Origin of the sequence: Amycolatopsis sp. EV170708-02-1 (genome assembly GCF_022479115.1) — a bacterium.
GTDB lineage: Bacteria > Actinomycetota > Actinomycetes > Mycobacteriales > Pseudonocardiaceae > Amycolatopsis.
This window is the reverse complement of the sequence record NZ_CP092497.1, coordinates 376,169-401,606: the sequence shown is the minus strand read 5'-3', so window position 1 is coordinate 401,606 and position 25,438 is coordinate 376,169. Positions and strand designations below refer to the sequence as shown.

The following is a 25,438-nucleotide window of genomic DNA, read 5'->3' as shown; positions in this document are numbered from 1 at the left end:
TCTAGCGGTTCGTGCGGGGGAGCTCGGGGGAATCCGTGTCCAGCGGCACGGAACCCGAGCGTACGAGTCCTAATTGGACGGTCTGCCGTTTCGTCACCGCTTCCAATGCCCAGTCCGTGGCGGTCCGCAGCCGGTTGCCCGGCATGGCCAGCAGGTGGTAGCCACGGGTGACCGTCTTCGCGGCGAAGCCGGAAAGCGGGATGTGCAAGGGATTCGCGGCGGCCTGGTGGGCGCCGAGGTCGACGACGAAGCCGAGATCGTGGTGCCGGTAGGTGCCGTGCGAACCGTGTCCGAGTGACGCCGCCACGTTCCGTCCGGCGAGTTTGCCCTGCCGCTCGGCGTGCTGGGCCGTCATCGGCGTGTACTCGCCGGGCCTGGTCAGATCCGGCACGGCCGCGGCGTCTCCGCACGCGTAGACGTCGCGCCGCCCGGGAACGTTCAGCTGTGCCGTCACGACCAGCCTGCCCTTGGCGGTCTTCAGCCCCAGGTCCTCGATGAGCGGATCCGGCCGGACGCCGACGCACCACACCAAGGTGTGTGTCGGCACGGATTCGCCGGAGGTCAGGGTGACGCCCTTCTCGCCGGCGTTCTCGATCGACGTCTTCATCAGCACCTCGACGCCGCGTGCGCGCAACACCTCGTCCGCGGTGGAGCCGAGCCGCCGGTCGAGTTCCGGCAGGACCCGGTCGGCCAGATCCAGCAGCAGCCACCGGATCTTCTGCTCCTTCAGTTCGGAGTGCCGGGCGGCGAGCGCGGCGGTGAACGCCGGACCCTGCGCGGCGACCTCCGTGCCGGTGTACCCAGCGCCGACCACGACGAACGTGCAGCGAGCGTCGCGTTCGGCCGGATCCTTCGCGGAGGCGGCGAGCTCTATCTGCCGGGTGACGTGGTCCCGCAGGTACAAGGCTTCCGGCAGACCACGGAAGCCGTGGGCGTACTCCGGCACGCCGGGGATCGGCAACAGCTTGTTGACACTGCCCGCGGCGACCACCAGGCGGTCGTAGCCGAGGTGGTGCTCGCGGTCCTCGGGGTCGGTGTAGGTCACGGTGTGGCCATCGAAGTCGACCGACGTCGCGGTGCCGAGCACGAGGCGCACACCGCGCAGCGTGCCGGGAATGGACACCGAGATCCGCCGCGGTTCCAGGATTCCGGCGGCGACTTCGGGCAGCAGGGGGAGATAGAGGAAGTAGTCGGTCGGGTTCAGCACCACGATCTCGGTGTCGTCGCCGACCGACTTGAGAAGCGTCTTCGCCGCGTTGTATCCGGCGAAGCCGCCCCCGATGATCACAACCCGCATCGTCAGTCCTCCGTGGGCCAGTCGCCGGTCGCCTTGCGGTAGCCGACCGCGCCCGCGCGCTCCGTGGCCGCCTTCACCGCACCGAAGATCGCGCCCTGCGCGGCGGCCGCGACGATCACCTGGGTCCAGGTGAAATCCCGGTCGGTGGCGTTCGGCGCGTCCTCCTCACCGCTCACGCGTTTCCAGATCTGCTTGAACGCGATCCCGGCGAGCACACCGCCCGCGGCGCTGACGACCATGTTCAGCGGTTTGTAGAGAACCTTGTTCACGACGACCTCTTTCGCAGGATCAGCCGGATCGTGACGAGCAACGCGAGCACACCGGCGAAGATCGGCAGGGGATTGGCACGCACGACTTCGGTGCCCTGGCGGAACTTTTCGGCCGCCGGTTCGGACACCTTGTCCGAGATCGCGGCACTGGCCTGATCGACCTTCGCGTCGAGGTTGTCGTTCACCCTCGTCTTGACGTCCATCTTCTTGCCCAGCGCGTCGAGGGTCTCGGTGAGTTCTTCGCGCGTCACGTCGCGGTCGGCGCGGGCTTCTTCGGCGTTCTTGGGGAAATCGGTCATGAGCGCACTCCCTGTTTGACGGTGTCGACGTCGTCGCGGACACCCTCGATGGCCTCTTCCGGCACCGGCGGCGTCGCGCTGGTGACCTCCTTCTTGCCGACGACCGCGGAAAGGCCGCCGATCAGCAGCAGCGCCGCGCCGATCACCACGGCCGCCAGCCACGCCGGCATGACCAAGGCGAGGGCCAGCACCACCGCGGCGATCAGGGTCGCCAGGCCGAAGAGCACGAAAATACCCGCCGCGCCGAACAATCCGGCGCCGACGCCCATTTTCTTCCCCTTGCCCTGCAACTCGAACACGGCGAGCCGTATCTCGTCGCGGACCAGGTGCTTGACCTCATCACTGAGATCGGAAACCAGTTCGCCGACCGACCGTTCCTCGGGTGGCTTCCGGTGGGTCTCTTCGATCATGGGGCACCTCCTCGGAGCGTTCTGCCCGCCGGGTACCCGGCCGTCCGGCGGGTCAATCACAGCGTGTTTCGCTCCACTGAGCGCCGGGTAGCCGGGGAGTGCCGGCTCGAGAAGCACCCAACCGACAGGAGGATGCATGAGCACGATCACCGAAATGGTGGACGTCGAAGTCCCGGTGAAGACCGCGTACAACCAGTGGACCCAGTTCGAGAGCTTCCCGCAGTTCATGGAAGGTGTCGAGGAGATCCGTCAGATCGACGCGACGCACACCCACTGGGTGACCAAATTCGGTGGGGTGAGCCGGGAATTCGACGCGACGATCACCGAGCAACATCCCGACGAACGTGTCGCGTGGACGTCGGACTCCGGCCCCGACCACGCGGGCGTCATCACTTTCCATCGCTTGGACGACAACAAGACCCGGGTCACGGCGCAGATGGAGATCGACCCGGAAGGCTTCGCCGAGAACGTCGCCGACAAACTCGGCGTGCTCGATCGCCGGATCAAGGGCGATATGAAGCGGTTCAAGGAATTCATCGAGAGCCGCGGCCGCGAGTCCGGCGCGTGGCGCGGTGACGTGGACCGCCCCGGCAGCTGACCACCGCCCGGGACCTCCCCTGGAATACGGCGTTTTCCTGGGGAGGTCCCGGGTATGTCAAGGGGTGAGGTCCATTACGAAGGGAGCGTTCCGGCATGACTACCAACGCATACGTGGCCTTCCTCGTCATCGGGGTGGCCCTGGTCATGCTCGACGGTCTGATCATCTACCAGAGCGGTAAGCGCTACCTGCGGGGTTCCCACGGCGATCCGGCCGCCGGCGCGTCCATGACGTGGCTCGTGACGGTGCTGTTCCACCTCGCGACGCTGGGAGTTTTGGCGCTACTGTCGACCATCGACATCGGGGGCAGCGATCTTCCCGGTGTGGTGGGCAGGCTCGGTGTTCTGCTGCTGGTACTGGCCATCGCCCACGCGATCACGCTCAGCGTGCTTTCGCGGATCCGTGGTGAGCAGGAGGCCGAAGCGGTCATCAACCGCCCCAGGCAGCGCGTTGAGCCCGAGCAGCAGGGCACGACCGTGACGCCGGTGCCCGGGCAGGACGGCCGTTACCCTGCGGCGAGCCCGTCCATCGAACAGCAGGCGCCGTACACGACGCCGTAGAAGTCGAGTGCTGGCAGGAGGTTTCGCCGTGCACGAGATCGATGACGAACTTTGGGAAGACTTCCATCGCGTGGTCAACATGACCTCGCGGGAACTGGCCGACTGGCTGCGCACGCGGTCGGCCGACGCCGAGGACGAAGCACTGCCGGACCAGGCGGGTACGCCGACCGGGCGGCATGTGCTGGGCATTCTCGGCAAACGCCGGACCGACCTCACCGCCGAGGACGAGCGGGTGATGCGCTCGGTCGTGCGGCGGGTCGAGGCGGAGCGACGCGACGATCTGGAGCCGGTCGCGGGCGAGGCGCACTGGCGGCACAAGCTGATGTCGGTGGGGCACGATCCGCTGAAACCCGCGTGACCCTTGTACACAAAGGCCCCCTTCACCGCGCTAGACGCGGTGAAGGGGGCCTTTGTGTACTTCAGGTCCGGTGCTTGAAGCCGTAACTCGCGTGCTCGGGGCCGTAACTCGCGTGCTTGAAGCCGGATGTGAGAGTTCCGCCTCCAGGCACGCGAGTTACGGCTCCAAGCACGCGAGTTACGCTTGCAGGCACGCGAGTTCGGACTTGAGGGCCGCTACTCCGAGAGCTTCCCGCGCAGCTGTTCCAGCGTCTGCGACAGGAGCCGCGAAACGTGCATCTGCGAGATGCCGATCCGTTCCGCGATCTGTGTCTGGGTGTAGCCGCCGAAGAAGCGCATGACGAGGATCGCGCGTTCGCGCTTCGGGAGTTCCCGCAGCAGCGGTTGCAGCGCCTCGTGGGTTTCCACCAAGGCCATCTCGTGGTCCTCCTCGCCGATCGTGTCGGCGAGCGAGAGGGCCTCGGTGGCGTTGTCGTGGACCGGTTTGTCGACCGACAGCGTCTGGTACGCCTGGCCGGCCAGCAGCCCCTCGCGTACGTCGTTGACCTCGAGCCCGAGGTATTCGGCGAGTTCGGTGGGCGTCGGCGCGCGGCCGAGCCGCTGGGACAGCGCGGCCGTGCCCTGGCTGAGCGAGACGTGGAGTTCCTTGAGCCGCCTCGGCACCCGCACCGACCAGCCGGTGTCCCGGAAGTGACGCCGGACCTCGCCCATCACCGTGGGCACGGCGAACGAGAGGAAATCGTGCCCACGGCCGGGGTCGAACCGGTCGACCGCGTTGATCAGGCCGATCCGCGCCACCTGCACCAGGTCCTCGCGGGGTTCTCCCCGGCCGGAGAACCTGGTGGCGATGTGCTCGGCGAGCGGCAGGAGCTCGGTGACGAGGCGGGCACGCAGTTCTTGGCGGCGCGGAGAGTCCTCCGGCAGTGACGACAGTTCTTCGAAGAGGGGTTCGCAATGGGCGTAGTCGTCCGCCTGCCGGGTGAGTGTCTTGCGCTCGCCACTCACCCGTCGCTCGTTCCCGGGGTCAGGACGAGCTCGATCGTCGTCGTGCCCCCAGCTCGCCGGGGATCGGTTCGCATCGCGCGGTCACCGACCCGGTCAAGGTCGTCAGGACGTGCCAGCCGAAGGTCGTCTCGCTCGGCAGGTAGGGCCTGCTCGTCCGCGTGGAGATCGAGACGGCTATTCCTTCCGGTATCTCGTGAAAGACACAACAAAGAACGGCTCCCAGTTCTGCGGGCTGGACAAGTTGGGAACAGGCTTCGTCGACGGCCATCTTCGCGTCTGAAATGGCGTCCAAGCCGAAGTCCGCACGGGCCACGAGACCGTGGGCTAGCGTGCGGACGAGTGGGATCTGCTCCGCCTCGGCGGGCAGACGCAGTTCGACCCGGTCGGACAGGCCGTCCGACTGGGACCGGGTCTGCGGGGTCAGGCCGCCCCGCCCGTATGCATCCATTACTGAGTCCATCCGTCCATGGCCGTGGGAAGACCGCGACGGGGGTCCGCCGCGTGACGCGTGCTCAACGGCCCAGAGCTCGTTGAAGCTCCTTTTTGGACATCTTCGACCTGCCCTTGACGTTGCGCTGTTTCGCTTCGTTGTAGAGCTGGTCCTTCGTCGGGCCGTTCGGGCCCAGCCGGTTTCCGGATCGCTTGCCGCCACGCCGCTGCGGTGACATGTCCTTCAGCGACGTCCGGCTCGCCTCGCGGGACTCGCCGGCCTGTGCGCGGTTCTTGTTGACCGTCCGCGCGGCGATCTCCTCGGCGCGGTCGGTGCTCGCGCCCCGGTCCTTCGCCGAATCCTTGATGTGCTCGTACTGACGTTCTCGTTTGTCGCTCCAAGCCTGCTGTGGCATCGCGGCTCCTCTCCTTCTCGGGTCAGGTACCCCGTTCGATTCGCCGGATAAACGTCCGGTTGACCCCGGGAACGGGCGGGTACGCGGGGGTCGGACGCGAAGGAGGCTTCGATGCGCATCGGCTACACACTCATGACCGAACAGGCCGGACCGAAGGACCTGGTGGGACACGCCGCCGGGGGCGAGAAGGCGGGCTTCGACTTCGAGGTGATGAGCGACCACTATTCGCCGTGGCTCGACGAGCAGGGGCATTCGCCGTACGCGTGGAGCGTGCTGGGAGCGGTCACCCAGAGCACCGAACGGGTCGAACTGATGACGTTCGTGACGTGTCCGACCATGCGCTATCACCCGGCGGTGGTGGCGCAGAAGGCGGCGACCGTCCAGGCGCTGTCGGACGGCCGGTTCACCCTCGGGCTCGGCGCGGGGGAGAACCTCAACGAGCACGTCGTCGGCCGCGGCTGGCCGCCGGCGAACGTCCGCCACGAGATGCTCGCCGAAGCGGTCCAGATCATCGGCGGGCTCTTCGACGGCGGCTACTTCAACTACAAGGGTGACCACTTCCGGGTGGACTCGGCGAAGCTCTGGGATCTTCCGGAGCAGCGCGTCCCCCTCGCGGTCGCGGTGTCCGGGCCGCAGTCGGTGACCCGCTTCGCGCCCATCGCCGACGCGATGATCGCGGTGGAGCCGGACGAATCCCTGAGCCGGGAGTGGGACGCCACCAAACTCGGCCCGCCCACCAGGAAGATCGCGCAGCTGCCGGTGTCCTGGGGCGAGGATCGCGACGCCGCGATCCGGCGGGCGCACGAGCAGTTCCGCTGGTTCGGCGGTGGCTGGAAGGTCAACGCCGAACTGCCGGGGCCGTCGGGGTTCGCCGGGGCCACGCAGTTCGTCACGCCGGACGACGTCGCCGCGGCGATCCCGTGCGGTCCCGACGTGGACGGGATCGTGAAGCGGGCGGGCGAGTTCGAGGCGGCCGGGTTCACCGATCTGGCGTTGATCCAGATCGGCGGCGACCAGCAGGAAGGATTCCTGCGCTTCGCCGAGGACACGCTGCTCCCGGCGCTGCGGAGCTGATTCACCCGCACGGAGTAGGAGCGCTGCGTCTCCGCGCACCCGAACGGGGACACCTGTGTGCAAACCCGCGAGCGCGGGTACCAGACAGACACCTCATCCTTCAGCCAAGGGGGAACCGATGCACAACGATCTCGGCCTTCATCCGGTACCGGACCTGCTGCCGGACGGCCAGGACACGCCGGAGCAAGAGGCCATCCGGCGTAAGGCGGCCCTCGCCGTGGCTTCGCGGGCCAAGAGCCCCGAAGACTGCGCGACCCTGCTGGACATGCTCGGCCTGCACGACAGCGGCCGCAGCTCCGAAGTGGCTTGATTCAGCGGGCACCACGCGCCGCCACGAGATCCGCGACGAAGGCCTGGTAGGCCTCGTCGCGATCCGGCGCGCGCAGTACCGCGGACGGGTGCACGGTGGCGACCGCGGTGGCGGCGAACTCGGCGAGGCCGATCCGCTCGCCGCGGCTTCGGGTGATGCGGAAATCGTCGCCCAGCAGCGCCTTCGCCGCCGTCGCGCCGAGGAAGATGAGCAGATCCGGGTGGACCGCCGCCAGCTCGGCGTGCAGCCACGGACGGCAGGCGACGATCTCGGTCTTCGACGGCGTCTTGTGGATCCGCCGCTTGCCGCGCTCGTCCCGTTTGAACTTGAAGTGCTTGACCGCGTTGGTGACGTAGATCTTCCGGCGGTCGAAGCCCGCTTCGCCGAGGGCCCGGTCGAGCAGCCGTCCCGCGGGTCCGACGAACGGGGCGCCTTGGCGATCCTCCTGGTCACCGGGTTGTTCGCCGATCACCATGGTCTCCGCCGCGCGCGGGCCTTCGCCGAAGACGGTCTGGGTGGCATCACGGTAGAGGTCGCAGCCGCGGCACCCGGACGCCGCCGAACGCAGCTCGCCCAGGTCGGCGGTCTCGGGCGGATCCGCCCCGGGTGCCTTGGTCGCCATGGCCGCCGGATTCCCCGCCCGGCCGTGGGGCAAACCGGTTACGTGCGCGCCGCGGCGGGTAGCCCCTCGCCATGGCGACTACGACCGAACCAGCCATCGCTTCCGTTCAGGACACCGTGCGTGTCGCGTTGCGGGTCGTGCTGCCCACGCTCGCGGGCGGGGTGATCAAACGGCGGCCGCTGGGGCTGGCCGTGGCGCAGAAACTCCAGCTGGACCGCCCCGCGGTGCGGCTGCTGTGCCGGCTCCGGTCCCAGTACGGCCCCGGGCCGCTGCGCCTGCGGGTGCCCGGCCGGGCGATCGACCTCGCGCTGTCCGGGGACGACGTCGGTGACGTGCTCGCCGCCGCGCCGGTCCCGTTCAGCCCGTCGACCAAGGAGAAGCGGGCGGCGCTGGGACATTTCCAGCCCCACGGCGTACTCGTGTCGGACGCGGTGGAGCGGGCGCCGCGCCGCGGCTTCAACGAGGAGGTCCTCGAACCTGGCAAGCCGTTGCACGACCTCGCCGCCCCCTTCGCCGCGGCGATCGGCGAGGAAACGGCGTCGCTCTGGGACGGCGGCACGCTGGACTGGGACACCTTCAACGTCGCTTGGTGGCGGATCGTCCGCCGGGTCACGCTCGGCGAGTCCGCGGCGGGCGACGACGGCCTCACCGACATGCTCGCCCGGCTGCGGAAGGACGCGAACTGGGCGTACGCGCGCCCTCGGCGCGACCGGCTCCACGATCAATTCCGCACCCGGCTCATCGGCCATCTGGAACGGGCCGAGCCGGGGAGCCTGGCCGAAGCCATCGCCTCGGCGGGCCCGGCGGGCGAGCGGACGATGGAGGTCGTCGCCGACCAGGTCGCCCACTGGCTCTTCGCGTTCGACGCCGCCGGGATCGTCACCTACCGCGCGCTCGCGCTGCTGGCCACCCATCCGGCCGCACGGGAACGCGCCGACGAGGAGGTCGCGGCCGCCGACCTCAGCCTGCCCGGCCGGTTCCCGTACCTGCGCGCCTGCGCCCTCGAATCGGTCCGGCTGTGGCCGACCACTCCGGCGCTGCTGCGTGAGAGCACGGCCGAGACGGCGTGGGGACCCGCGGGGACCACTGTGCTGATCTTCACCCCGTTCTTCCACCGCGATCCCGAATCGCTGCCCTATGCCGACCGGTTCGAACCCGGGATCTGGCTGGACGGCAGCGCGGCGGCGAATCCGGCGCTGGTCCCGTTCAGTGCCGGGCCCGCCATCTGCCCCGGCCGGGATCTGGTGCTGTTCTGCGCGAGCACGATGCTGGCGCACCTGATCAAGGATCGCCGCTTCGAACTGGCCTCCGGTGCCGTCCTCGGGCCGGAGCGGCCGTTGCCCGCGACGCTGGACAACTTCCACCTGAGGTTCTCGGCGGCTTAAGGCTCGTCTTCGACCCATTCGAGCAGGTCTCCGGGCTGGCATTCGAGCACCCGGCACATCGCCTCGAGAGTGCTGAACCGGACGGCCTTGGCGCGGCCGTTCTTCAGCACCGCGACGTTCGCCGGGGTGAGCCCGACGAGTTCGGCGAACTCGCCGACGCTCATCTTGCGTTTGGCCAGCTCGACGTCGATGCGGACGACGATCGGCATCAGATCACCTGTTCGAGGTCGGAGCGCAGGGTGGTGGCCTGCCGCAGCAGGGTGCGCAGCACGATCATGAGCAGGCCGAGCACGGCGACGCCGATCAACGCCAGGAACAACAACAGCGGCAGGCCGGGGTCGTCGGCGTTGAAGCCGACGTAGAGGAACACGCCCGCGAGCACCACCCAGCCCGCGAGGATCGCCCACACGATCGCGTCCACCCATCTCAAGGACGCCTCGGTGAAGATCCGGTCCTTCTTGACCAGGGAGAGCAGTTGCCAGGTGGCGACGATCACGACCTGGACGCACAGCACCCAGAAGACGGAGACCGCCGTCGCGGGCCAGCGCAGGTACGCCATCTCCGGATCCTGCCGAGCCATATGCGCGAACTGCCCTGGCAGGGACATGGTCTGGAAGAGGACCAGGATCCCGAAGAGCAGCACGAGGAACACCCGCAGGGGCGCGACCGCCCGTTGACCTGTGATCATGCATCGAGTTTCGCGCGTTATCTATCGAAAGTCAATCGGTAGCTATCGAGGCGCGGTGGGCTGAAAGCGTCCTTCGCCGCATCTGACGCGGTGAAAGGCCCCTTCGGCCCGCGGTGGTCGGGTGGCTCGTGGGGTGGTGTCGCGAAAGCCACTTTCGGGAGATCTGGTGTCCCGAAAGTGGCTTTCGCGACACCCTGGGCCGGGCCGGTCGCCGCTCACGAACCGGCGCCCAGCACCAGCCGCACGAGCCAGCGCGGGTTTCCGGCCGGGGCGCGGCGCTTTGGGGGAGGGTTGCGAAAGCCGCTTTCGCAACGCTGCTGTCCCTGCGGCGGTGGGAGTCCGAGGCTTCGCGCCGCGCCGCTCAAGGGCCGGAGCGCAGGTCCAGCCGCATGAGCCAGCGCGGTTTCCGGTCCGACCGCGCCTTGGTCTCTTCGACCAGTTCGAACCCCGCGGCCGAGAACAGGCCGATGGTCCCCACGTGGGCGGCGGAGGAGTTGATCCGCCCTTCGCCGGGGTCGACGGGATAGCCCTCGATGACGGGGGCGCCGTGCGACCGCGCGTAGGAGACGGCGCCGTCCAGCAGCGCGTGCGCCACGCCCTTCCGGCGATGGCCCGCCCGGACGACGAAGCAGATGACCGTCCACGCCGGGACGTCGTCGATCGGCGGCATCGTGCGCGACCGCGTCATCCGGTGCAGCTGCGCGCGCGGGCCGACGCCGCACCAGCCGACCGGGGTGGCGCCGTGGTAGGCGAGCACGCCGGGCGCCGGATCCGCCGCGCACAGGGCGCGGACGTGTTCGGCGCGTTCGTCACCGCGCAGCCGGCTGTAGTCGGCGGGTTTCGCGCGGTAGGCGAGACACCAGCAGGCGCGGTCGTTCCCGTTCGGATTGAGGATCGTCGCGACGTCGCCGAACCGGTCGGCCGTCGCGGGGTGGATCCGGAAGGCGGGCATGTGCCGACATTAAAGCGGCGCTCGGGAAATCGCTCACGTATTCGGCGAACGGGGTTGAATTTTCGTTGCGCGAAGGATTCACCCGGCCGTAGTCCGTCCGTTGTCGCGGCAGGGGGTGTCTGCCAGGATGCTCGTGACCCGAACAGAAGGAGCGTTCCAGTGGCTTCTCGTCTCAATCCCTACATCAGCTTCGCCGGCGACGCCCGGCAGGCCATGGAGTTCTACAAGTCGGTGTTCGGCGGAGAACTGACGCTGAATACGTTCGGTGAGTCCGGTATGGCGGGAACGCCGGCGGAGGATCAGATCATGCACAGCCAGCTCGATTCCCCGAGCGGTTACACGATCATGGCGTCGGACACGCCGCCGGGAATGGGGCACCGGCCGGGCACCAACGTGTCGGTCAGCCTCAGCGGTGACGACGGTGAGGAATTGCGCGGATACTGGGAGAAACTCTCCGCCGAAGGTACCGTTTCGGTGCCCTTCGAAAAGCAGATGTGGGGTGACGAATTCGGTGCCTGCACCGACAAGTTCGGCATCTCGTGGATGGTGAACGTCATCCAATCCTAGCTCCCCGGCGAGTCGAGTGCGCCCGATATGGCATCGGGTGCACTCGGCTCACCGGTCCGGCCGGAACCGGACGTCGATCGCAGCGCGTGGGTCTTCCCGGCCGACGCCGAGCAGGTGGATCGGCGCCCCGCCAGGATGGTCGTACAGCCGGACGCCGTCGCCGAGCAGCACCGGCGCGATGTGCAGGTCGATCTCGTCGATCAACCCCAAGGCGAGCAGTTGCCTGCCGATGTCCGGCGAGAACACTTCGAGGTTCTTCCCCTTCGCCGCTTCCAGGCCGATCCGGACGGCGTCTTCGACACCGCAGTTCAGGAACGTGACGCCGGGGGCCGGTGTGGCGTCCTCGGGGTGGTGGGTGAGGACGAACAGCGGCCCTTTCCAGGCGCCCCCGTAGATGCCGCTCGGGTCGGGGTAGGCGTCCCAGCCGTCGCGGCCGCCGAGGACGGCGCCGGTGGTCGTGGCGTATTCGCCGACCAGGTCCGGCCGGAAGGTGGTGCCGGTCATCCAGTCCATGCTGTGGCCCGGGCCCGCGACGAAGCCGTCGAGCGACATCGTGAAGTGCCAGAGCACCTTCCCGTCCGCGGTCTGGGGTTCGAGCATCACGGCCTCCTGCCGGTCGCATTCCTCATGGCATCCGTCTCGGCACCACGCATCTCGTTGATTGTTCTTCCCGAATCAAGGGTTCCGGTCAACCCGCCCCGGGATGTAGTAGCCCGCGACGAAGTGACGGGCTGGTGGGGAGAGGGAATGAGCTCAGCGGAGGGTGTTGTCCTGGTGATCGGCTGCGGGATGCGGCCGTACCGGGAGTACCTGTTGGCGTCGGCCGGGCACCGGCATCCCTTGTGGTTGTTCAACGGGACCGAACCGACCTGGCAGGAGCGCTACATCACCGGCGCGACCGTGCTGGACACGCAGGACCAGGACGCCGTGCTGGCCGCGGCCCGAGCGCTCCACGCCACCACGCCGGTGCTCGGCGTGGTGTGCTGGGACGAGGCGCTGATCGTGGCGGCGGCGCACGTCGCGGACGAACTCGGCGTGCCGGGCGCCGGGGTCTCCGCGATCGAAGGCTGCCGTGACAAATGGTTCAGCCGCCGGACGCTCACGGCGGCCGGCGTCGCGCAGCCCGATTTCGGGTTCGTGCACGACGACGAGCAGGCGGTCCGCGTGGCGGAGCGGATCGGGTATCCGGTCGTCGTCAAACCGCGCGGCGGCGGGGCCAGCATCGGCGTCAGCCTCGCGGAAGACGCCGAGGCGGTGCGGAAGGCGTTCCGGACCGCGGAGGACGCCAGCTTCAACGGCTCTCCCGCCTACAAGGGCGGGGCGCTGGTCGAGGAGTACCTGAGCGGCCCGGAGATCAGTGTGGACGGCGCCGTCGTCGACGGTGAGTACACGCCGATGTTCGTCGCCCGCAAAACGGTCGGCATGCATCCGTACTTCGAGGAGCTCGGCCACCTGGTCAGTTCCGCGGACGAACTGCTCGCCGACCCGGCCCTGCGCTCGACACTGGCCCGTGCGCACGGCGCGATCGACTTCCGGTACGGCATCACCCACACCGAGCTCAAGCTCACCGAGCGGGGGCCGGTGATCGTGGAAATCAATGGCAGGCTCGGCGGCGACCTGATCCCGTTGCTCGCCAAGTTCGCGACCGGGATCGACCCCGGCGCGGCCGCGGTCGACGTCGCGCTCGGCATGCGTCCCCACATCCCGCACGAGGCGGAGCCCCGGTGGGTCGGCGTCCGGTTCGGCTACCCGAGACAGGACTGCGTCGTCGAGTCCGTGTCCGTGCCGGATTCCTTGCGGAACAATGGAATCCTCGCGGCGGACCGGCTCGTCGAGCCGGGTTCGCGTCTGCGGCTGCCGCCTGCCGAGTTCATTTCGCGCCACGCGTACGTGATCTGCGCGGGCGCCGACCCCGACGACTGCGAAGCGGTGCTGGACAAGGCCATGGCCCAGGTCCGGCTGACCGCGCACCCCCTGCTGCCCTCGGTGGCCGCCGGTGGCTGACCGCGCACCGGTACCACAGAACACCTTCCCAGCACTCACAAAGATGGCGGAGCGAACAAATGGCGAACCGTGATGTCGAGCTGCTCGCAGTCGGAGCAGGACCGTCGAACCTGGCACTGGCCGTGGCGCTGGAAGAGCTCGCGCCCGGCCTGGCCCGCGAATCGGTCCTGCTCGAACGCGACGAAGAGGTCTCCTGGCAGCGGGGGATGCTCCTGCCCGAGGCCCTCTCGCAGGTCTCGTTCCTCAAGGACCTGGTGACCCTGCGCAACCCGCGCAGCCGCTTCTCGTTCCTCAACTACCTGCACGCCACGAACCGGCTCAACGAGTTCGTGAACATGGGCAGCTTCGTCCCGTACCGGGTGGAGCTCGCCGACTATCTCAAGTGGACGGCCGACTCGCTGTCGCTGGTGGACCTGCAGCGCGGCCGCGAATGCCTCGAAATCACTCCCGTGTGGACGGACGGCACGCTCACCGGCTGGGACACCCACGTCGCCGACGGCGAGACCATCCGCAGCCGGTACCTGGTCGTCGGCGCGGGCCGCGACGCGCGGATCCCGGACCGGCTCCGCACGGTGAACCAGGACCGCGTCATCCACAGCACGCAGTACCTGCCGAGGATCGCCAAGCTGCGCAAGGATCTCCCGTACCGCGTCGCGGTGATCGGCGCCGGGCAGAGCGCGGCGGAACTGTTCAGCGCGGTGCAGAACGACCTGCCCGAATGCAAGCCGACCATGGTGATGCGGTCGATCGGCCTGAACTACTACGAGAGCAGCAAGTTCAACAACGAGCTGTTCTTCCCGTCCCATGTGGACAAGTTCTTCGAAGCGCGGCCCGAAGCGCGCGAGCAGATGCTCAAGGAGATGCACCACACGAACTACTCCGGGCTCGCCCCGGGCACGATGGACGCGCTCTACCGCTCGATCTACCTCGACCGCCTCTCCGGCCGTTCGCGGCTGTCGATGATCACGATGAACGACATCACCGACGCCCGCGACGAGGGCGACGAGATCGTGCTGGAACTGACGGATCGGCGCACCGGCGAGGTCCAGGAACTGCGCACCGATCTCGTGCTGCTCGGCACCGGTTTCTCCCCGGAGATGCCGAGAATGGTCCAGGAGATCGCGAAGTCGATCGGGCTGTCGGAGATCAAGGTGACCCGCGACTACCGGCTGGAGATCGAGCAGCCCGCCACCGCGGCCGTCTACCTCCAGGGCGTCAACGAGGCGACGCACGGGATCGCGGACTCGCTGCTGAGCGTCCTCGCCCCGCGTGCCAACGACATCCTGCAGGACATCCTCGCCCACCGCGGCGAGACCCCTTCGGTGCCACCGCAGCCGACTTCGGAAACCGCCCCCATCGTCGCCACCCGCTGACCAACGAGAAGGAAGAGAAAGTCATGGAGATCCGGCCGCTCGAGCGGGAAAAGATGGTCTTCGAGAACGGTGCCTACGGCCAGCGGCTCCTGCCGTGGGCGGCGCTGAACGCGCCGTTCGAAGGCGCGTGGGTCACGGTGCCCGCGCACGGCGCGACGGGTGCGCATTCCCACCACGAGTACGAGATCTTCATCGCCGTCAGCGGCGAGGCGGTCGTCGAGTCCGGTGGAGAGCGCCGCGCGTTCCGGCCCGGCGACATCGAGTTCCACAAACCCGGCACCGAGCACCGCATCCTCAACGACGGTGCCGAGGACTTCGAGATGTACGCGATCTGGTGGGACTCCGACATGACGGTGAAGTTCGCCGCTCGCCATGAAGCGGAGGCATGAGGATGGCCGACAAGCGACCGGTGGTGATCATCGGCGGCCCGCCGACGTCCAACGGGGATCTGCACATCGGGCATATCGCGGGCCCGTACCTCGGTGCCGACGTGCACCGCCGGTACCTGCGCGCGGCGGGCCGCGAGGCCGTGTTCGCCTCCTGCACCGACGACAGCCAGACCTACCTCGTCACCAGCGCGGCCAGGGTCGGGCTGACGCCGCCCGAACTGGTGGAGCAGTCGACGGAGAACATCCAGCGCACGTTCGAGGCGATGGGGGTCGAGGTCGACGGCTTCTCGCCGACCGACGACGGCTACAAGGCGCTCGTCTACGACTACGTGAAGCGCTTGTACGACAAGGGAAAGCTGCGCCTGCGCAAGGTGCGGCTGCCCTACAACGAGTGCAAGGGCGAGTTCCTGGTCGAGGGTTTCGTCGGCGGTGGCTGCCCGACCTGCCTCGCCGACAGCCGCGGCGGATTCTGCGAGGGCTGCGGGCATCCGATCGACTTCGACGCGCTCATCGAGCCGTACTCGGTGCTCGACCCGGCCGACGAGGTGACCTACCGGGAGACCGAGATCATGGTCTTCCCGGTTTCGGAGTACCGCGAGCAGCTCCTGGCCTACTACGAAGAACGCGGGCCGGCGTGGCGGCCGCACGTGCTCGGGCTGATGCGGGAACTGCTCGCCGGGCCGTTGCCCGACTTCGCGATCACGTACCCGGTGAAGTGGGGGCTGCCGGCTCCGTTCCTCCAGACGCCGGGGCAACGGCTCAACGCGTGGGTCGAGGGGATGCCCGCCTCGATGTACTGCACCGAGTACGCGTTGCGGCGCAACGGGAAGCCGAAAGCCGCCGACGACGACGCCTGGCTCGCGGAGAACGACGCACGGGTCGTGGTGTTCATGGGTTTCGACCCCCTCTTCACCTGGGGCGTCGTCCACGTCGCGGAGCTGATGGCCCTCGAAGGCCGCTACGTCCTGCCGGACACCTTGCTGGTCAACGAGTTCTACGAACTGGAGAACGAGAAGTTCTCCACCAGCAAGGGCCACGTGGTCTGGGCCCGTGAGCTGGCGGCCGAGGTGCCCCGCGACATCGCGCGGTTCCACCTCAACCTCACCGCCCCCGAGTTCGCGCGGACCAACTTCTCCCGCGCCGCGCTGGAGAAGGTCGCGGGGGAGCGGCTCGTCACGCCGTGGAACGAGCTCGCCGAGACACTGGCCAAGCTCACCGCCGAGGTCGGCGGCGAGAACGGCTCGCTCCCGGTGTCGACCGAGGCCACGGAGCGGGCCGCGGCGATGGTGTCCCGGTTCGCCCTGAACTACGAGCTGGAGGACTTCAGCCTGAGCCGGGCCGCCGATCTGATCGTGCAGCACGTCGAACGCCTGCGGGCGGCGACGGAACGCACCCTGAAGGGCAACCTCGACCAGGAGATGCTCCGCGCGCGGCTCGGCGACCTCTTCCTCGAACTGCGGGCGTTGATCGGCTGTGCCTCGCCGATCCTGATCGACCTCGCCGCACGCGCCGCCGCGGCGGGCGGGTTCGCCCTCCGGATCACCCCGGCCGCGTTCGACGTCACGCACACCACGGCCTTCCCTGTGCCCTCACTGGAATTCCCCCTGACGAGCGAGGTCTGACCCACCATGTCACTCGACAGCACCTTGTCCACCGACGCGATCCGGAGTTCCCGGCTCGCCGAACGCCTGCTGGTCCCGGCGGGATTCATCACCACCGCGGGCAACGCCTTCCAGATCACCGCCGCCGCGATCCTGGTCTTCCACGCCGAGCAGACCACCCTGGCGGTCGGCTGGCTGTTCATCGCGGTGTCCATCCCGCAGGTCGCGCTCGCGGTCCTGTTCGGCAAGCTGGTCGACAAGGTCGACCGCCGGATGCTGTGCGTGGCGGCGGACCTCGTGAGCGCGATGACCGCGTTCGCGCTGCCGGTGTGGCTGTGGATCGGCGGCCCGGCGAACCTCGGTTCCTACATAGCGAACTTCATGCTCGCCTGCACCGCGGCGTTGTTCATGCCCGCGAGCAACGGGCTCATCAAGGAACGGATCCGCGACGAGCGGCTCGGGAAGTTCAACTCGCATTTCGAGATGGCGAGCAACGCCGGCATGCTGCTGGCGTCTTCGCTGGCCGGCTTCCTGGTGATCTGGTTCGGCGCCACGCCGTTGTTCGTGTTCAACTCGCTGAGCTTCGTCCTCTCGGCCGTGCTGGTCTACGCGATCGGCCGCAAACCCGCCAAGGCCCCGGTGATCGAGGAGACCACGGCCACCGACCCGTCGGCGCCGGTCGAAGCCCCCGTGCGCCAGCCCATCAAGCGGCTCGCGCTGTTGTACGCCAACGGCAACATCGGCCTGATGGTCGCCAACGTCATCCTGACGACGCTGATCCTGCAGACGTTCAATCAGGGCGCGTGGATGATCGGCGTGGTCGACGCGCTGGCCGGGGTCGGGTTCATCGTCGGCGCCGCGGCGTACGGCAAGGTCAGCAAGCGGTTCAAGGGGATCCATCTGGCCGTGTTCGGCACGCTCGGCAATCTGATCTGCCTCGCGATCCAGCCGCTGCACTACATCGCGCTGATGGCGGCGATCCCGTTCGCCGGGTTCTGCTTCGCGCAGGGCCGGATCGCGGCCCGCACGCTGCTGATGCGGGCCAGCCCGGAGGAGCGGGTCGGCCGGATCTTCGGCGGCACGCAGGCCCTCGGTCTCGGGCTCGGCGTCGGCGCGACGGTCGCGTTGTCCTCGCTGGCGGACGCGACCACCGTGCCCTACGCCTTCTGGGGCTTGGCGATCCTGCAGGGCGCGATCGTGATCGGTACCTACTTCAGCTTGGCGAAACCGCTGTCGGCGCAGGAGAAGCGGCCGGCCGAGGTTCTCGAGGCGACCGCCGCCTGAGCGCGGCCGACATGCGGAGGAAGCGAAAGTCATGACGGACAAGCCGATCAAGGGTGGCGTCGCCACCTGGGCCTGCCTGCCCGGGTTCCCGCCCGCGGTGATCTTCCCCTTCACCCCGGGCGAACGCTTCGGCGTGCGGAGCCTCTACGAGTTCCAGATGCTGATGTACCGGCCGCTCTACTGGCTGGGCCGGGACGGCGCGCCGGAGATCGACTGGGACCTCAGCGTCGGCGAGGAGCCGGTGTGGGACGAGACCGGCCGCACCTGCGTGGTCCGGATCAAACCGTGGAAATGGTCCAACGGCGAGACGCTCTGCGCGGACAACGTCATCTTCTGGATGAACATGCTGAAGGTGAAGGGGCCGAGATTCGGGGCGTACTCCGAGGGCTACTTCCCGGACAACCTGGTGTCGTTCGAAAAGGTCGCCGATGACAAGGTGAGCTTCACCTTCGACAAGGCGTATTCGAAGAACTGGGTGCTGCTGAACCAGCTCACCATGATCACACCGATGCCGAAGGCGTGGGACCGCACCGCGGACGGCCCGGCCGACGCGACGCACGACATCGAGCAGGCCGAAGCGGTCTACGAGTTCTTGATGGCGGAAAACGGCGACGTCGTCGAAGAGGACAACTCGCACCGCACACGGTGGGCCGACAGTCCGGTGTGGAGTGTCGTGAACGGGCCGTGGCGGCTCAAGAGCTACACCGAGGAAGGTGTCGTCACCTTCGTCCCCAACGAGCACTACAGCGGGCCCAACCCGCCGCATCTCGACGAGCTTCGCCAGGTCTCGACGACGTCGGACGAGCAGCAGTACGAGCTGTTGCAGTCCGGTGACGTCCAGGTCGGTTTCCTGCCACCGGGGATGGGCGTCCAGCCGGACGGAGACCCGACGAAGGGCGGTCCGAACCCGCTGGGCGACGGCTTCCAGCTGGAACCGCAGATCCTGTTCAACATCAACTTCATGGCGGTCAACTTCAGCAACCCGACCGTCGCGGGGAACATGATCCGGCAGCCGTACGTCCGACAGGCCCTCCAGAGCTGCTTCGACCAGGAGTACGGGGCTCGCGAGGTCTACCAGGGTTACGGCTGGAGCCAGACGGGGTCGATCCCGGTGCTGCCCAAGAGCGACCTGGTCTCGCCGAAGATCACCGAGCGCGGCGGGTTCTGGCCGTTCGACCTGGAGAAGGCGCGGCAGCTGCTCGCCGACAACGGCTGGGACGTCACCACCTCGCCCGCGGTATGCGTGCGGCCCGGAACCGGCCCCGGTGAAGCGGGTGAAGGCATCCCCGCCGGCACCGAACTGAGCTTCTCCTTGCGTTACTGGGAAGGGCGGCCGTCGCTGGCGCGGCTCATGGCGCAGTTCCGGGACGACGCGGCCAAGGCCGGGATCGAGATCCGCCTCGAAGAGGTGATGGGTTCGGTCCTGGTGGCGGAGGACGGTCCGGGCGAGAAGCGGATGTGGCAGCTGTCCTGCTGGGGCGGCGGCTGGGTCTACAACTACCCGACCGGGGAGAACCTCTTCCAGAGCGGCGCCGCCTGCAACTTCAGCAACTGGCGCGACGCCAAGGCGGACGAGCTGATCGCGAAGACGGTCACCACCGACTCGCTCGAAGCGCTCTACGAGTACCAGGAGTACATCGCCGAGCAGGCACCGGTGATCTTCATGCCGACGTTCCCGCGGCGGTTGTTCGAGGTCGCGGGGAACCTGCGCGGCTTCTCGCCGATCAACCCGTACGGCTTGATCAACCCTGAGAACTGGTACTACGTCGAGGAGGGGTCATGACACGCCCGGTGGTGCTGGTCGGGTTCGTGGCCGCGGCATTGGGTTCGTCCATCAAGGACTTCCAGCCGGACGGCTCGGTCATCTTCGTCGAAGAACCCGACGTCGTCCGCAAACGCGAAGCACGGAAGACGGTGGCCGGTTCGGCGCTGGTGCGCGAGCTCATCGAGTGGGAGTTCCACCTGCCCGGCAAGGCGGACGAGTTCTACCACGTCCACCACGACCTCGACCCGGCCGCCGTCGTCCCGCTGACCGAGTACGCGACGCCGTTCGCGGCCCGGCTCGCGGAACGCTACGGCCTGCCGGGAGCGGGGTTCGGCGCGGCGCAGATCCTGCGGGACAAGGCGGTGCTGCGCCTGGTCAGCCGGGCGGCGGGGATCGCGAACCCGGCGTCGGCGCGCGTCGAGAGCCCGGAGCAGGTCCGGGAGTTCATGGCGCGGCATCCGGGGAAGATCGTGCTGAAGCCGTCGAACCGGCAGGCTTCGGTGGGGACGCAGGTGCTCACCGACCCGGCCGAGGCCGAGCAGGCGTGGACGAACTGTGTCGTGCAGGACGAGGGGATCTTCGTCCCGGACCGCGCGATGGACCTGAAGATGCTCGCCGAAAGCTTCGTCGAGGGCGACGAGTTCAGCGTCGAGATGCTGCTGCGGGACGGCGAGCCGCTGTTCGCCAACGTCACCGGTAAACGGCTGTTCCCCGGGCCGCGTCCGATCGAACTCGCGCATATCGTCCCCGCCGACATCCCGGACGAGCTGACCGCGACGCTGACCGAGGAGACGAGGCGGCTCACCGACGCGGCCGGGTTCCGCACCGGGATCGTCCACTGCGAGTGGATCGTCTCGGACGGCGTGCCGTACCTGGTCGAATGCGCCGGCCGGTTCGCGGGCGACGGCATCATCGAGCTGATCCAGCGCGCCTATCCGGTGGAGCTGAACCGCGCCTACTTCTCGGTGATGAAGGACGAGCCGGTCGTGGACGTGTTGCCGCGCAAGGCCGAACGCGGTGCCGCGGTCCGCTTCCTGTCGATCGAGCCCGGCCGTATCGAGGACGTGCGCGGGGTGGAGAAGGCGTCGCAGGCCGAAGGCGTGTTCATGTGCGACGTCAGTGTCTCGGCGGGTGACCGGTTCGACGGGCTGCGCAGTTCGTGGGACCGCGTCGGCGATCTGATGGTGACCGCGGACAGCCCGGCGGAGGCGTCGCGCCTGGCCGAAGAGGCGGTCGCGCTGATCGAGATCGACGTGCGGCCGGACCGAGGAGAGAGGGAGAACGCCGCACCATGACCATCGAAGCCGTCCAGCCCACGCTCCCGGACGCCGGCCTCGACGTGATCGTCACCGGACTCTCGTCCGACGCGCACACCTGGAACCTGGTGTACCTGGAGCTCTTGCTGGAGGAACTGGGCTGCCGGGTCACCAACCTCGGCGCCTGCGTCCCGGACGCGACCATCGTGCGCGAATGCGTCACCCGGCGGCCGGATCTGCTGGTGATCAGCAGCCTCAACGGGCACGGCCGTCAGGACGGCGTCCGGCTGATGGAGGCCTTCCGCGCCCGGCCGGAGCTGGTCACCACGCCGGTCGTCATCGGCGGGAAGCTCGACGTCACGGGCGGCAGCAACGCGGCCCGGCTGCTGGAGGCCGGCTTCGACGCGGTGTTCGAGGACTCCGCCGGGCTGACCCCGTTCCGCACGTTCCTTCGCACGCTGTCCGTCCGCGCCCCCGGTGTCCCGCTGGGCGCGGGATGAACGTGCTCGCCCCGCCGCGGGGACTTTCGTTCGGCGAGGTGGTCGCACGCCACCACGCGCAGGGGGAACTGGTCGTCCAGCCCAGGATGGGGTTCGCCGATCCGGGACGGATGGCCAGGGGGCTGCTGGCGACACGGTCGGCGCGGGCCGCGACGGTCGGCACGATCACGATCGACAGCTACACCAGGGTCGGCGACCACGAGGCGGCGCGCGCGGCGCTGGCGGCGCGCGCCGACCTCAACGGGTATCCGCTCGTCGACCACGACCCCGTGACGACGACGGCGTTGCTCGACGGGGTGCTGACCGGGGATTTCCCGGTGCAGGTGCGGCACGGTTCGGCGGATCCCCGCCGGATCGTGCGGGCGCTGCTGGACTTCGGGCTGCACGCGACCGAGGGCGGCCCGGTGTCGTATTGCCTGCCGTACAGCCGGATGCCGCTTTCGGCGGCCGTCGACAACTGGCGGCGCTCCTGCGAGACGCTGGCCGAGGCCCGCGGTCCCGAGCTGGAGCCGCATCTGGAGACGTTCGGCGGCTGCATGATGGGCCAGCTGTGCCCGCCCGCGCTGCTGGTCGCGCTCAGCGTGCTGGAGGGGATGTTCTTCTGGCGGCACGGGATCCGCTGCTTGTCCTTCAGCTACGCGCAGCAGACCCACGCCGGGCAGGACGAGGAGGCCGTCGCCGCGCTGCACGCGCTGATCAGGGAATACGTGCCGCACGCGCGGACGCACGTGGTGATCTACGGCTACATGGGCGTCTACCCGAGGACACCGGGCGGCGCGCTGGAGCTGATCGCCGAGTCCGCGCGGCTGGCCGCCCGCTCCGGGGCGAGCAGGCTGATCGTCAAGACCACCGCCGAAGCGCACCGGCTGCCGACCGTGGCGGAGAACGTGACCGCGCTGGAGCACGCCGCCGAGGCCGCCCGGGGCGTCTCCCGGATCGGCAGGCTCGGCGACACCGGGATCCACGCTCAGGCGAAGGCGTTGGTGGACAACGTTCTCTCGCTCGACGCCGACCTCGGCAGGGCGCTGGTCACCGCGTTCGCGCGCGGCCAGTTGGACGTCCCGTTCTGCCTGCATCCGGACAACGCCGGCCGCGCCCGCGGACGGCTGGCCGGCGACGGCCGCCTGGAGTGGCAGCGGATCGGCGCGATGCCGCTGGGCGACCTCGTCGACCTGCCCGGCGACCGGCGGATGACCTCGAACGACCTGCTGGACGCGCTCCGGTACGTCGAGCGGTCGTTCGACGAGAAGTACGGGCTACCGGGAATCGAGACCGTGAACCGACTGACACAGGGGAGTAGGACATGACCGGACCATCGGAGGCGGCGCTGCCGCCGGGCACCCGCGAACATCTGACGTCGCCGGTGACGCAGGCTGCCCTGCGCATCCAGAACAGCATCACCGCCGGCACCCGCGAGTACCTCGGCATGAACGGGTTCGTCGAGCTGCAGCCGCCGCTGATCGGGCCGGTCACCGACCCGGGATGCCGTGGCGCCAAACAGGTCGACGTCGACTACTACGGGCACAAGTACAAGATGATGACCAGCGTCATCCTGTACAAGCAGGCGTCGCTGCTCGCGTTCGACAAGATCTTCTACGTCGCCCCGAATGTGCGGCTGGAGCCGCTGGAGACCTCGACCACCGGACGGCATCTGGTCGAGTTCACCCAGATCGACGTCGAGGTCGCCCGTGCGAGCCGCGAGGAGGTCCTCGACATCGCGCAGGGACTGCTGCGGCACGTGGTCGCCCACACCCTTCGAGAGTCCAAAGTGGACTTGGCCACACTGGGGCGGGATCAGGAGGCGTTCACGGCGCTGCTGGAAGAGGACTTCGAACGGATGACGCACCGCGAGGCGGTGTCGCGGCTGCAGGGGCTGCGGCACGGGCAGAGCGCCGACGCGGAGATCGACTGGCAGGGCGAGCGGATCATCTCCGAGCAGACGAACCGGCCGTTCTTCATCGTCGACTACCCCAAGGGGTCGCGCGGGTTCACCGACGGCGAGTCCAGCACCGAACCGGGGGTGCTGCGGAACTTCGACCTCATCGCCTCCGACGGGTTCGGCGAGCTCTGCAGTGGTGGTGAGCGCACGCACGAGTACCGGCGGCTGATCGAGCGGATGCGGGAGACGGGGGAGAACCCGGCCAAGTACGCCTGGTACCTCGACCTCGCGCGCGAGGGGCTGCCGCCGAGCGCCGGTTTCGGGATGGGGCTGGAGCGGGTGACGCGGTACATCGCCGGGCTCGACGCGATCTGGCAGGCGAACGCGTACCCGAAGCTGCCCGGGATCGCGACGCCGTGATCACCGCGCGGCAGCTCCCGGAGGATGCGATCCGGGCCAGGGCACGGGAAGGCAGCGCGGCGATCTTCCCCGACGTCGCGGGATACGGCCGGTCGCTGTTCGGCGCGGACGCCGGCACCCCGCCGGACGAACTCGACCGCGCGCGGATCGTGCCGCCGGTGTTCGTCCCGCGGCGCCTGGAGAAGATGTTCGACCTCGCCCGCGAACCGGTGTACGGCGACGTCGGGCTGTCGACCGTGCTCGGCGGGTTCACCGCGCCGTCGCCGGTGTTCCTGTGCGCGTTCGGCTCCACGCAGGTGGCGGGCAGCGGGCTCGGGATCGCCGCGAGCGAGCAGGCGGGCAGGCTCGGGATGCCGATGGTGATCGGCGAGAACGTCGTGCCCATGCACGGCTACGGCAGGATGGGCGAAACCGTCGAGGACGGTCTGCTCGGCCGGATCCGCGCGTACGCCGGCGCCGTTCCGGACGGGCTGGGCGGTGTCGTCGTCCAGCAGAGCACCGAAGACGCCGACGCGGAGGTGTGGAACCTCGTCTACAGCGACCCGTCCGCGACGGAACTGCTGGAGACCGGGCGGCTGGCGTTCGAGCTCAAGGTCGGTCAGGGTGCCAAGCCGGGGCTCGGCGGGATGACCGTGCTCTCGCGCACGGCCGCCGGCGAGATCGCCGAACAGTACACAGTGGACGAAGCCTTCGGCAGGGACCAGGCCATGGTGCTGCGGTCCAGCAGCCCGGGCACGTTCACCGGGGAGATCCTGCGCCAGCAGATCCACCTGATGCGCAACAACTACCCGCGGGCGCGTGCCTGGGTGAAACTGCACCCGGGCCGCGACGTCGGCGAGGCGGCGCGGGTCGCGTGGGCGGCGGGAGCGGACGCCGTCACCGTGGACGGCGCGGAGGGCGGCACCGGCTGGGCGCCGTCGGTGTTCCTCGACCAGGTGGGGTTGCCGCTGGTGGAATGCCTGCGCCGGGTCGGCAAACACGACGCGTCGCTGCTGGTGTCGGGACGGATCTGGGAAGGCGCCCGCGCGCTGAAGTGCCTGGCGATGGGCGCTTCCGCGGTCGGCCTCGGGCGGGCGGCGCTGCTCGCCGTCGACGAGGACGCGACCGAAGGGCTCGTGCGGCTGGTGCGCTGCCTCGAACTCGAACTGCGGCTGCTCGCCAGCGCGCTCGGGAAGTACGACCTCGCGGATCTGACCACGGACGACCTTTGGTTCCCGACTCGGACGGAGCAGGACGGATGATCAACTACGACGGGAAACGGTTCCGCAAGGTCAGCAGCGACCCGGACGCGCCGGTCACCCTGTACCGGCAGAAGGACGACCTGGTATGGGCCGAGCTGAGCGGCGGCGGGGTGCGGCTCGGCTCGCTGACCGGGAAGTGCGGCGAGGACGGGACGATCGACATGGCCTACACGATGGTCCTGGCCGGCGGGCAGGTGATCGCGGGGCACAGCACGAACACCCCGGAGTTCCTGCCGGACGGGCGGATCCGCCTGAACGAGGTGTGGGAGCGGTACGGGAACCCCGGCTCTCGCGGCACCTCGGCCATCGAAGAGGTCGCGGAGTAGCCCCTTTCGCCTGTGAAGGCCCCCTTCCCTCGGCTCAGCCGAGGAAAGGGGCCTTCACACGTGCTCGGCCCCGGAACTCGCGTGATCAGACGGACGACACGCGTGATCAGACGGACGACACGCGTGACTGGACGGAGTTCGCGTGTGTCGTCCGTCTGATCA

The 25,438-nt window shown here is 68.8% G+C and carries 31 protein-coding genes; 19 read left to right on the top strand and 12 right to left on the bottom strand.

All coding sequences use genetic code 11. The features are described from left to right. Nucleotide 1: 1 nt before the first annotated feature. The 4 genes from MJQ72_RS01625 to MJQ72_RS01610 are packed head-to-tail and all read right to left on the bottom strand — an operon-like array spanning nucleotide 2 to nucleotide 2,275. Entirely contained in the window at nucleotides 2-1,297 is a 1,296-nt protein-coding gene (locus MJQ72_RS01625; protein ID WP_240597218.1) for an NAD(P)/FAD-dependent oxidoreductase, read from the bottom strand. Nucleotides 1,298-1,299: 2 nt separating this feature from the next. After that, nucleotides 1,300-1,566 (bottom strand): DUF4235 domain-containing protein, encoded by a 267-nt coding sequence (locus MJQ72_RS01620; RefSeq protein ID WP_007030245.1) that lies wholly within the window; start codon nucleotides 1,564-1,566, stop codon nucleotides 1,300-1,302. Next, nucleotides 1,563-1,865, bottom strand: a complete 303-nt coding sequence (locus MJQ72_RS01615) for a DUF3618 domain-containing protein (RefSeq protein ID WP_240597217.1) — start codon at nucleotides 1,863-1,865, stop codon at nucleotides 1,563-1,565. Before MJQ72_RS01615 ends, MJQ72_RS01620 begins: the two co-directional genes overlap by 4 nt. After that, nucleotides 1,862-2,275, bottom strand: coding sequence for a phage holin family protein (locus MJQ72_RS01610; RefSeq protein ID WP_240597216.1), 414 nt, complete (start codon nucleotides 2,273-2,275; stop codon nucleotides 1,862-1,864). Before MJQ72_RS01610 ends, MJQ72_RS01615 begins: the two co-directional genes overlap by 4 nt. A gap of 136 nt (nucleotides 2,276-2,411) precedes the next feature. Between MJQ72_RS01610 and MJQ72_RS01605 the strand changes: the two genes are divergently transcribed. The 3 genes from MJQ72_RS01605 to MJQ72_RS01595 all read left to right on the top strand — a co-directional run bounded on the left by MJQ72_RS01605 (nucleotide 2,412) and on the right by MJQ72_RS01595 (nucleotide 3,791). Beyond that, entirely contained in the window at nucleotides 2,412-2,873 is a 462-nt protein-coding gene (locus MJQ72_RS01605; RefSeq protein ID WP_037344283.1) for an SRPBCC family protein, read from the top strand. Between the two features lie 95 nt (nucleotides 2,874-2,968). Continuing rightward, complete coding sequence (locus MJQ72_RS01600) at nucleotides 2,969-3,433, top strand: hypothetical protein (protein WP_240597215.1); 465 nt, start codon at nucleotides 2,969-2,971, stop codon at nucleotides 3,431-3,433. A gap of 28 nt (nucleotides 3,434-3,461) precedes the next feature. Then, nucleotides 3,462-3,791, top strand: a complete 330-nt coding sequence (locus MJQ72_RS01595; protein ID WP_240597214.1) for a DUF3140 domain-containing protein — start codon at nucleotides 3,462-3,464, stop codon at nucleotides 3,789-3,791. Between the two features lie 215 nt (nucleotides 3,792-4,006). Here MJQ72_RS01595 and MJQ72_RS01590 read toward each other — a convergent pair whose 3' ends face one another. The 3 genes from MJQ72_RS01590 to MJQ72_RS01580 all read right to left on the bottom strand — a co-directional run bounded on the left by MJQ72_RS01590 (nucleotide 4,007) and on the right by MJQ72_RS01580 (nucleotide 5,640). Next, a complete protein-coding gene (locus MJQ72_RS01590; RefSeq protein ID WP_038515256.1) occupies nucleotides 4,007-4,795 on the bottom strand; it encodes a SigB/SigF/SigG family RNA polymerase sigma factor in 789 nt (262 codons plus the stop codon). 19 nt (nucleotides 4,796-4,814) lie between these two features. Continuing rightward, complete coding sequence (locus MJQ72_RS01585; protein ID WP_240597213.1) at nucleotides 4,815-5,243, bottom strand: anti-sigma factor; 429 nt, start codon at nucleotides 5,241-5,243, stop codon at nucleotides 4,815-4,817. Nucleotides 5,244-5,307: 64 nt separating this feature from the next. After that, nucleotides 5,308-5,640, bottom strand: a complete 333-nt coding sequence (locus MJQ72_RS01580) for a plasmid stabilization protein (RefSeq protein WP_240597212.1) — start codon at nucleotides 5,638-5,640, stop codon at nucleotides 5,308-5,310. Nucleotides 5,641-5,751: 111 nt separating this feature from the next. Here MJQ72_RS01580 and MJQ72_RS01575 point away from each other — a divergent pair, with 111 nt between their 5' ends. Beyond that, nucleotides 5,752-6,714, top strand: coding sequence for a TIGR03557 family F420-dependent LLM class oxidoreductase (locus MJQ72_RS01575; RefSeq protein WP_240597211.1), 963 nt, complete (start codon nucleotides 5,752-5,754; stop codon nucleotides 6,712-6,714). A 118-nt stretch (nucleotides 6,715-6,832) separates the two neighbouring features. Further along, on the top strand, nucleotides 6,833-7,024 hold the full coding sequence (locus MJQ72_RS01570; protein ID WP_240597210.1) for a hypothetical protein: 192 nt from the start codon (nucleotides 6,833-6,835) through the stop codon (nucleotides 7,022-7,024). Between the two features lies 1 nt (nucleotide 7,025). Here MJQ72_RS01570 and MJQ72_RS01565 read toward each other — a convergent pair whose 3' ends face one another. Then, nucleotides 7,026-7,646, bottom strand: coding sequence for a UdgX family uracil-DNA binding protein (locus MJQ72_RS01565; RefSeq protein ID WP_240597209.1), 621 nt, complete (start codon nucleotides 7,644-7,646; stop codon nucleotides 7,026-7,028). Between the two features lie 71 nt (nucleotides 7,647-7,717). Here MJQ72_RS01565 and MJQ72_RS01560 point away from each other — a divergent pair, with 71 nt between their 5' ends. After that, nucleotides 7,718-9,031, top strand: coding sequence for a cytochrome P450 (locus MJQ72_RS01560; protein WP_240597208.1), 1,314 nt, complete (start codon nucleotides 7,718-7,720; stop codon nucleotides 9,029-9,031). Here the strand turns inward: MJQ72_RS01560 and MJQ72_RS01555 are convergent. The 3 genes from MJQ72_RS01555 to MJQ72_RS01545 form a co-directional block, all read right to left on the bottom strand. After that, nucleotides 9,028-9,240 (bottom strand): helix-turn-helix transcriptional regulator, encoded by a 213-nt coding sequence (locus MJQ72_RS01555; RefSeq protein WP_240597207.1) that lies wholly within the window; start codon nucleotides 9,238-9,240, stop codon nucleotides 9,028-9,030. The two genes, MJQ72_RS01560 and MJQ72_RS01555, sit on opposite strands and share 4 nt — an antisense overlap. Beyond that, on the bottom strand, nucleotides 9,240-9,719 hold the full coding sequence (locus MJQ72_RS01550) for a DUF2975 domain-containing protein (RefSeq protein ID WP_240597206.1): 480 nt from the start codon (nucleotides 9,717-9,719) through the stop codon (nucleotides 9,240-9,242). Before MJQ72_RS01550 ends, MJQ72_RS01555 begins: the two co-directional genes overlap by 1 nt. Nucleotides 9,720-10,080: 361 nt before the next feature. After that, nucleotides 10,081-10,671, bottom strand: coding sequence for a GNAT family N-acetyltransferase (locus MJQ72_RS01545; RefSeq protein ID WP_240597205.1), 591 nt, complete (start codon nucleotides 10,669-10,671; stop codon nucleotides 10,081-10,083). A gap of 159 nt (nucleotides 10,672-10,830) precedes the next feature. Here MJQ72_RS01545 and MJQ72_RS01540 point away from each other — a divergent pair, with 159 nt between their 5' ends. Continuing rightward, nucleotides 10,831-11,238, top strand: coding sequence for a VOC family protein (locus MJQ72_RS01540; RefSeq protein WP_240597204.1), 408 nt, complete (start codon nucleotides 10,831-10,833; stop codon nucleotides 11,236-11,238). A gap of 48 nt (nucleotides 11,239-11,286) precedes the next feature. On the opposite strand, the gene MJQ72_RS01535 is transcribed toward MJQ72_RS01540, so the two are convergent. Then, complete coding sequence (locus MJQ72_RS01535) at nucleotides 11,287-11,838, bottom strand: dihydrofolate reductase family protein (RefSeq protein WP_240597203.1); 552 nt, start codon at nucleotides 11,836-11,838, stop codon at nucleotides 11,287-11,289. Nucleotides 11,839-11,985: 147 nt separating this feature from the next. Between MJQ72_RS01535 and MJQ72_RS01530 the strand changes: the two genes are divergently transcribed. The 12 genes from MJQ72_RS01530 to MJQ72_RS01475 are packed head-to-tail and all read left to right on the top strand — an operon-like array spanning nucleotide 11,986 to nucleotide 25,276. Then, nucleotides 11,986-13,242: an ATP-grasp domain-containing protein gene (locus MJQ72_RS01530; RefSeq protein WP_240597202.1), complete on the top strand. Its 1,257-nt coding sequence runs from the start codon at nucleotides 11,986-11,988 to the stop codon at nucleotides 13,240-13,242. 59 nt (nucleotides 13,243-13,301) lie between these two features. Next, a complete protein-coding gene (locus MJQ72_RS01525; protein ID WP_240597201.1) occupies nucleotides 13,302-14,615 on the top strand; it encodes a lysine N(6)-hydroxylase/L-ornithine N(5)-oxygenase family protein in 1,314 nt (437 codons plus the stop codon). A 23-nt stretch (nucleotides 14,616-14,638) separates the two neighbouring features. After that, the gene (locus MJQ72_RS01520) at nucleotides 14,639-15,004 is read left to right on the top strand and encodes a cupin domain-containing protein (protein ID WP_037344297.1); all 366 of its coding nucleotides are present in this window, start codon (nucleotides 14,639-14,641) and stop codon (nucleotides 15,002-15,004) included. Nucleotides 15,005-15,006: 2 nt separating this feature from the next. Continuing rightward, nucleotides 15,007-16,626, top strand: a complete 1,620-nt coding sequence (locus MJQ72_RS01515) for a class I tRNA ligase family protein (protein WP_240597200.1) — start codon at nucleotides 15,007-15,009, stop codon at nucleotides 16,624-16,626. 6 nt (nucleotides 16,627-16,632) lie between these two features. After that, nucleotides 16,633-17,889 (top strand): MFS transporter, encoded by a 1,257-nt coding sequence (locus MJQ72_RS01510; RefSeq protein WP_240597199.1) that lies wholly within the window; start codon nucleotides 16,633-16,635, stop codon nucleotides 17,887-17,889. A 31-nt stretch (nucleotides 17,890-17,920) separates the two neighbouring features. Next, a complete protein-coding gene (locus tag MJQ72_RS01505; protein ID WP_240597198.1) occupies nucleotides 17,921-19,672 on the top strand; it encodes an ABC transporter substrate-binding protein in 1,752 nt (583 codons plus the stop codon). Further along, complete coding sequence (locus MJQ72_RS01500) at nucleotides 19,669-20,949, top strand: ATP-grasp domain-containing protein (RefSeq protein WP_240597197.1); 1,281 nt, start codon at nucleotides 19,669-19,671, stop codon at nucleotides 20,947-20,949. The genes MJQ72_RS01505 and MJQ72_RS01500 overlap by 4 nt, the downstream gene beginning before the upstream one ends. Then, complete coding sequence (locus tag MJQ72_RS01495) at nucleotides 20,946-21,410, top strand: cobalamin B12-binding domain-containing protein (protein ID WP_073842209.1); 465 nt, start codon at nucleotides 20,946-20,948, stop codon at nucleotides 21,408-21,410. The genes MJQ72_RS01500 and MJQ72_RS01495 overlap by 4 nt, the downstream gene beginning before the upstream one ends. Beyond that, on the top strand, nucleotides 21,407-22,717 hold the full coding sequence (locus MJQ72_RS01490) for a methylaspartate mutase (RefSeq protein ID WP_240597196.1): 1,311 nt from the start codon (nucleotides 21,407-21,409) through the stop codon (nucleotides 22,715-22,717). Before MJQ72_RS01495 ends, MJQ72_RS01490 begins: the two co-directional genes overlap by 4 nt. Continuing rightward, nucleotides 22,714-23,709, top strand: coding sequence for an asparagine synthetase A (locus MJQ72_RS01485; RefSeq protein WP_240597195.1), 996 nt, complete (start codon nucleotides 22,714-22,716; stop codon nucleotides 23,707-23,709). The genes MJQ72_RS01490 and MJQ72_RS01485 overlap by 4 nt, the downstream gene beginning before the upstream one ends. Then, nucleotides 23,706-24,950 (top strand): glutamate synthase-related protein, encoded by a 1,245-nt coding sequence (locus MJQ72_RS01480; protein ID WP_240597194.1) that lies wholly within the window; start codon nucleotides 23,706-23,708, stop codon nucleotides 24,948-24,950. The genes MJQ72_RS01485 and MJQ72_RS01480 overlap by 4 nt, the downstream gene beginning before the upstream one ends. After that, entirely contained in the window at nucleotides 24,947-25,276 is a 330-nt protein-coding gene (locus tag MJQ72_RS01475) for a hypothetical protein (protein ID WP_240597193.1), read from the top strand. Before MJQ72_RS01480 ends, MJQ72_RS01475 begins: the two co-directional genes overlap by 4 nt. The last annotated feature ends 162 nt before the right edge of the window (nucleotides 25,277-25,438 follow it).